Genomic DNA, 6336 nt, shown 5'->3' with positions numbered 1-6336 from the left:
AAACGCGATCTAACTCTTCTTGGTGCTCTTTAGTTTGTTTGTTTCTATAATCTCTTAGCGTTTCATGAAAGAGATAATAATCGTCTAGCCAGAGACCTCCCTCGCTTATACGATGACTAATCTCGCCCACTTCTTCATAGGGTTCTTTATCATATCTACGCTTCTGACTTTCTTGTTTACGGAGATAGTCTAGAATTCGATTTCGAAACTTGGTTTTGAAATATTTACGTAAGCGTGGAATATCTTCTATTAATCCTTCTTCTTTACTAATCAATTCATGTAGACATATCATTCCCTCTTGATCCCAATCCGATAGCTCCCACAAATGAAGGTAATATTCATTTCTACACTTATACACAATTCCCTGGACTTCTTCATACAATTCTTTAAGCATAATCTTCCCCTTTCTGTGTACAGTCTAACAGATTCAGAAACACTTTTGGCACATTTCATCCATTCTGCACCCTTTAGCTCCTCAACTGCACAAAAAAGAGAGGGCTTGCCTCTCTTTGGGTTATTTCTCATCATTCATTTTTGACTTTACTTCATCATAGGATAATGCATGAGATTCCTCCTCGACTGTTTCAGGCATCTTTCCTGTTTCGTAAAGAGATTTAATTTGTGTACTATCCAATGTTTCGTATTTCAATAATGATTCTGCAATCAACTTGTGAGTTTCACGATTTGACTGAATAATTTCAGCGGCTTTATTTCGTGCCTCATTCAATAATGAACGAACCTCTTCGTCAATTTCATAAGCTGTTTGTTCTGAAATTGATTTTTGAGGGCTTTGTGCACCAAACATAGCATGATTTCCTTCATATTGTACTGGGCCAAGTTTTTCACTCATACCGTACTCTGTAACCATTGCACGCGCCATTTGAGTCGCTTGTTCAAAGTCGTTTGAAGCTCCTGTAGTCTGGACATTAAAGATAATTTCTTCAGCTACACGTCCCCCCATCAAGCCAGCCAATTGCTCTTTCATATCTTCTTTAGATAGAAGCATTTGATCCTCTTTAGGAAGTGCAATCATATAACCACCTGCACGACCACGTGGTACAATTGTGACCTTATGGACAACACGGGCATTCGACAAGACTAGACCAACAATAGTATGACCTGCCTCATGGTAGGCAACCAATTCACGTTCTTTTTGTGAAACTGTCTTATCTTTCTTAGAAGGTCCAGCAATAACTCTATCTTCTGCTTCATCAATATCTGAGGCATCAATGATTGATTTATTGCGACGAGCAGCAACTAGAGCCGCTTCATTCAATACATTCTCTAAATCAGCACCAACAAAACCTGGAGTTTGTTGAGCAACTAATTTCAAATCAACATCTTCTGCTAAAGGCTTATTCTTAGCATGAACTTTCAAGATTGCTTCGCGACCCTTAACATCAGGGCGGCCAACCAATACTTTTCTATCAAAACGTCCTGGACGCAGAAGGGCAGGGTCTAGTACATCTGAACGGTTCGTTGCAGCAATGACAATAATTCCTTCATTTCCCTCAAAACCATCCATCTCAATCAAGAGTTGGTTCAAGGTTTGTTCACGTTCGTCATTACCTCCGCCAAGACCGACTCCACGTTGACGTCCAACAGCATCAATTTCATCGATAAAGATGATAGCTGGTGCTGCTTTTTTGGCATCCTCAAAAAGAGAACGAACACGACTAGCTCCAACTCCGACAAACATTTCTACAAAGTCAGAACCTGAGATACTAAAGAATGGAACACCTGCTTCTCCGGCTACTGCCTTAGCAAGCAAAGTTTTACCTGTTCCTGGAGGTCCCTCCAAAAGAACACCTGCTGGAATACGGGCTCCAAGTTTTGTAAATCGTTTTGGATCTTTTAAGAATTCAACAACTTCAACTAGTTCTTGTTTTTCTTCCTCAGCTCCAGCAACATCTGAAAATCTTACTTTAATATCTTCTTTATTTGCGGCTTTAGCCTTACTACGTCCAAAACTCATTGGGTTACGGCTATTATTTCCTCCCATATTTCCCATCATAGAGAATAGGAAGAAGAAAAGAATACCGAATGGCACAATGGATACAAGAATATTAATCCACATACCACTTGAACTTTCATGCTTAACAGTTACTTCCGCTTTATGGTCAGAAGCAAGTTTTTGCAATTCGGATACTGTAGTATCTGAAGGAAGAATAATACTTGAAAATTTCTCTACTGTTGTGGCAGAAGGAGAAAAGAACTGGATACCTGTTTCTTCTTTACTTGTTTTAGGATTTTTATAAACACCTGAAACTTCGATAACACTGCCATTTGGTTGGTAAGTTAATTTTTTTACATTGTCATCAGTAATTTCTTTTACCAATTCTGTATAATTAATTTGCTCACTTTTCCCTGCAACACTACCTGTACTAAAATACTGATAACCTGTAACTAGGAGAAAAATAAGTAATAACCATAGAAAAGGATTTTTAATTAAACCATTATTTTGTTTTTTCATTAAAAATTGTTCTTTCTAATTTGAATACACTTCTTCTTTCAATACTCCAACATAAGGAAGGTTACGATAATTTTCTTTGTAATCTAAACCATAACCTACTACAAACTCATTTGGAATAGTAAAGCAGGTATAGTCTGCCTCAATTTCTACAATACGTCCCTCTGGTTTATCCAACAAGGTGGCAATTTTAACAGAAGCAGCTTCTCTTTCAATAAACATATCTCGCAAATTCTTCAAAGTTTGGCCTGTATCAATAATATCTTCTACAAATAGAATATGTCTTCCTTTAATGTCTTGAGTCACATCTTGTTTAATATTAATGACACCGCTACTTGCTGTTCCACCATGATAGCTAGAAACCATCATGAAGTCCATTTCAATATGTGTGTCGATATGTTTAATCAATTCAGCCATAAAAGGAATAGATCCTTTTAAAATCCCAACTAAAATTAGATTTTTTCCTGCATAGTCTTTAGTGAGTTGAGCACCTAATTTTTTAGCAGCTTCTGTAATTTCATCGTGTGAAACGAGGATTTTTTTGATATCGTTTTCTAACATTTTTTTACCTATCTATTTTTTCTATATAAAGTACAGTGTTCATTATATCATTTTTCGTGTTTTTACTCAAATTACTGGTCGCAATTCCCAAAATTGAGACAATTTCACCAAATTGCTCAATAATCAGAGCAGATTTTCTCTTTTCCATAGGGATTTTCAAATCAATAAATAGACGTCTGAGTTTTTTTCTATGCCCATTTTGAATCAAAACATCTCCTGTTTTTCGATGACGAATGTATATAGATGTTTCGCGTGAAACAGGTATTTGTTGAATTGATTCACCTTCTAATGGAATTCCAAAGGAAAATGTGTATCCTTGATAAGCTACCTGATTTTGATAGTGTAACACAAGTTCATCTTCCTTTTCATCAGCCTGCGGACCGATTTTACAAATCTGAAACTGTTGGTACTCTTTTATCAATTTATAGCCATTTTTAAGCGGATGACGATACTGGCTTTTAGATTTTAAAATCTGCCGAACTTCATCAAACTGAGCTTTTGTAAGATTCAAATCTGGAAAATGATTCAGATAAGTTTGAAGTAAAACTCTTTGTGTCGACTCAGAATAAGACAATAGCTGCTGTAAATTTTCTACATCAATATTGTTAGATAATTCAGCTATAGCTAAGTCATAATCTAAAATTTCATTTCCGATACTTAAGATTGCATCTCTAAATCTAGGATTTTCTTTTTCTAATTCTGGTAAATAAGAATTTCGAATACGATTACGAAAATAATGATTTTCCTTATTTGATGTATCTTCAAAGTGGAAAATTGGTGGAAAATCTTTTTTCTGAAAATGCAAGAAGGGTCGAATCATTTCTATATCCCCAACTACTTGCTTCTCCTTAATTCCTGATAGATAGCGCAAGCGAGTACCTCGAATCAAGCGCATCAAAATCGTTTCCACCTGGTCATCCGCATGGTGAGCAGTGACTAAAGCTGACGCACCTGTCTTTTTCATGACCTCTTGAAAAAAATCATAACGAAAATGTCGAGCACGCGCTTCTGAAAATTCTCCTGAAAAATTGCTGACATAAATAGGAAGCTCTGCTTCAGCAGCCAACTTCCTTAATTCTTTTTCTTCCCAATCTGATTCAATTCTCTGCTTATGATTCACATGAGCCAGAATCAATTCAATTTCTAACTCTTTTTGATAAGTAGACAATACCTTAAATAGAAACATAGAATCTAATCCACCAGAAAGAGCTAGTAATACCTTTGCATGTTTTTTGAAATATCTCTTCTTGAGAAAATGATTTAAAAAATCCTGTTCCCTCATTTTAGAACCTCATAAACATCTTTAGCTATCTGAGAAATCGTATCATAATCAGAATTTTTAGTGAAAATAGAAAGAACAAATGGAGAATCTGCATAGACAACACCCGTATCATGCTCAAATTCGTCCGCATCCCCAATTTTATGAGCTACCTTCACAGAGACACCTTTGGCAATTCGCTGATTATCAAAATCTGTTTTAGTCAAAGATTCCAATACAAATCCATTTTGGTTATAAATAGCCTCCATGACTTTCCCAGCCATTTTAGAAGAAATCAATTTTTCTTTTAGATCCCAATTATCTCCCATAATAGCAGACATTTTGGATTTAAATGTTTCATCAGATTGGTTTGAAAGGTAATATCCCAATATGTTATGAGCTACATTATCAGATTCTTTTGATACTTTCGTAATTAAATCTTTTAGAGAATATTCTTTATTATCCTCTTTTTTAGGAAGACTCCCACTTCCCTCTGGTTTATAAGAACCTGAAAAATCATTAACTGCTGATACGTATTTTACAGTCGTATCTAACTGATAAAGACCCTCATTTATTTTTTCTTGCGTATAATAAAGATAAGGGAGTTTTAAAACACTGGCCGCATACATCTTTTCATCTTGATTGATACCAGCTTCTTTTCCAGTAGTCAGTTGCTTAACATAAATAGAGAAAGAATCTTTCTGATATTTTTCCGATAACATTTCTTGGACTTTACTCATCCGATTATCTTCTTCAGAAGTTGATTCTTTAGCTACCCATCCAGCCTGATTAATATGTAGAAATTCTCTTCCTTCTACAAACATGGTCTTATCAATTGACACCTGAGAATAAGCTGATAAGGATGATTTCACTTCTTTTAAATCATAAGGACTATTATACAGTTTAAAATCAGATTCTAACCATACTTTTTTTATTGTAGGAGTTACCTCTGACTGATCGTATAAAAATCGTTTGTCCGCAGCAATAAATTGATGGTTGGATAACTTAAATACTGGAATTCCTTGTTTATTTAAGCGCCACTCAGTTATTTGGAAACTTGTTTTTGGAGTTAATTTTCCAGATTCTACAACTAAATCTTCATTCGCATAAACAGGAACTTCTCCATAAACCATAGGAGAATTTAGCTTTTCTCTAAAATAAATACCAAAGTCAGATTGTGAAAGGTAATAAATTTCTTTCGAAGTATAGACGACTTCTTTTTCTGTGCTAACAACTTTTGAAATGGTCAAAAAACTCGGTAGCAACAAAATAATTAAGAATTTACGCATTCTTCCTTTCCTTTTCTTCTTGTAAACGCAATAATTGATTTTTATCAGCTAGCTCTTCCAGCTTTTCATCAGATAAACTCAAAAATTGCTCTATTACATCTAATAAATTTTCCATTTTATCACCTTGGGAGCAAGTCAGGAATCGTATAAACAGCTTCCCGATTCTTAGAATAATAATATTTTGCACGCATGTATTTAGCAGCGTAATCTTCATCTTTCAGCTTTGTTGCAAAAGCTGTCTCCTTATCCTTTTCATCACTCAAGGTTTGATACTGAGTTTGCAAGTCTGATAATTGTTGACGTCTTTGGAGTAATTGCTGATAGCTTTGAGCAAGATTATAAGTTGGTAAAATGAACAACAAAATCATCAAAATGAGAACCCAACCCATGAAACGATTACGTTTTTGCCTTTCCTTCATCAGATAGCGACGACGTTGGTGTTCATTTTGAATAAAAGAATTATTCAATTGTACGATATTTTTAGACATTTTCTTCTACCCGTGTTTCGCTGATAATTTCATACATGCCCGCTGCATCTTCTTTTTTTGTGCTATCTTTCATCTCCAGTACTTTTACAAGTAGCAACTTATTACCAAAACGAATTTCAACTTGGTCATTAACTTTCAAATCCGTTGAACTTTTGGCCAAGATCCCATTTACCTTGATTCTGCCTTTATCTGCTACTTCCTTTGCGACTGTACGACGCTTGATAATTCGTGATACTTTTAAATATTTGTCTAATCTCATCTTTATTACCT

8 protein-coding genes are annotated in these 6336 nt (G+C 35.1%); all 8 read right to left on the bottom strand.

Annotation, left to right across the window (positions count from 1 at the left end; translation table 11 throughout):
• Nucleotides 1-394, bottom strand: a 394-nt coding sequence (locus SK642_RS09685) for a sigma-70 family RNA polymerase sigma factor (protein WP_033684587.1), incomplete at its 3' end; no start/stop codon positions are given.
• Between the two features lie 120 nt (nt 395-514).
• Nucleotides 515-2473: an ATP-dependent zinc metalloprotease FtsH gene (ftsH, locus tag SK642_RS09680; protein ID WP_033684586.1), complete on the bottom strand. Its 1959-nt coding sequence runs from the start codon at nt 2471-2473 to the stop codon at nt 515-517.
• A gap of 15 nt (nt 2474-2488) precedes the next feature.
• On the bottom strand, nt 2489-3031 hold the full coding sequence (gene hpt, locus SK642_RS09675) for a hypoxanthine phosphoribosyltransferase (protein ID WP_033684585.1): 543 nt from the start codon (nt 3029-3031) through the stop codon (nt 2489-2491).
• Nucleotides 3032-3035: 4 nt separating this feature from the next.
• Nucleotides 3036-4313 carry a tRNA lysidine(34) synthetase TilS gene (gene tilS, locus SK642_RS09670; protein ID WP_033684584.1) on the bottom strand — a complete coding sequence of 426 codons (1278 nt, stop codon included), beginning with the start codon at nt 4311-4313 and terminating at the stop codon, nt 3036-3038.
• On the bottom strand, nt 4310-5578 hold the full coding sequence (locus tag SK642_RS09665; protein ID WP_033684583.1) for a serine hydrolase: 1269 nt from the start codon (nt 5576-5578) through the stop codon (nt 4310-4312). Before SK642_RS09665 ends, tilS begins: the two co-directional genes overlap by 4 nt.
• Complete coding sequence (locus SK642_RS11075; protein WP_000429334.1) at nt 5571-5693, bottom strand: SP_0009 family protein; 123 nt, start codon at nt 5691-5693, stop codon at nt 5571-5573. Before SK642_RS11075 ends, SK642_RS09665 begins: the two co-directional genes overlap by 8 nt.
• Before the next feature lie 4 nt (nt 5694-5697).
• Nucleotides 5698-6066 (bottom strand): septum formation initiator family protein, encoded by a 369-nt coding sequence (locus SK642_RS09655; RefSeq protein WP_033684582.1) that lies wholly within the window; start codon nt 6064-6066, stop codon nt 5698-5700.
• Nucleotides 6059-6325: an RNA-binding S4 domain-containing protein gene (locus tag SK642_RS09650; protein WP_001234978.1), complete on the bottom strand. Its 267-nt coding sequence runs from the start codon at nt 6323-6325 to the stop codon at nt 6059-6061. The genes SK642_RS09655 and SK642_RS09650 overlap by 8 nt, the downstream gene beginning before the upstream one ends.
• Between the last annotated feature and the right edge of the window lie 11 nt (nt 6326-6336).

Origin of the sequence: Streptococcus mitis, from assembly GCF_000722705.1 — a bacterium.
Classification (GTDB): domain Bacteria; phylum Bacillota; class Bacilli; order Lactobacillales; family Streptococcaceae; genus Streptococcus; species Streptococcus mitis_P.
This window is presented reverse-complemented; position numbering and strand designations above follow the sequence as displayed.

Excerpts from the sequence above, each read along its gene's own strand:
- ftsH (WP_033684586.1), bottom strand. The coding sequence starts at position 2,473 with ATGAAAAAACAAAATAATGGTTTAATTAAAAATCCTTTTCTATGGTTA.
- hpt (WP_033684585.1), bottom strand. The coding sequence starts at position 3,031 with ATGTTAGAAAACGATATCAAAAAAATCCTCGTTTCACACGATGAAATT.
- tilS (WP_033684584.1), bottom strand. The coding sequence starts at position 4,313 with ATGAGGGAACAGGATTTTTTAAATCATTTTCTCAAGAAGAGATATTTC.
- SK642_RS09665 (WP_033684583.1), bottom strand. The coding sequence starts at position 5,578 with ATGCGTAAATTCTTAATTATTTTGTTGCTACCGAGTTTTTTGACCATT.
- SK642_RS11075 (WP_000429334.1), bottom strand. The coding sequence starts at position 5,693 with ATGGAAAATTTATTAGATGTAATAGAGCAATTTTTGAGTTTATCTGAT.
- SK642_RS09655 (WP_033684582.1), bottom strand. The coding sequence starts at position 6,066 with ATGTCTAAAAATATCGTACAATTGAATAATTCTTTTATTCAAAATGAA.
- SK642_RS09650 (WP_001234978.1), bottom strand. The coding sequence starts at position 6,325 with ATGAGATTAGACAAATATTTAAAAGTATCACGAATTATCAAGCGTCGT.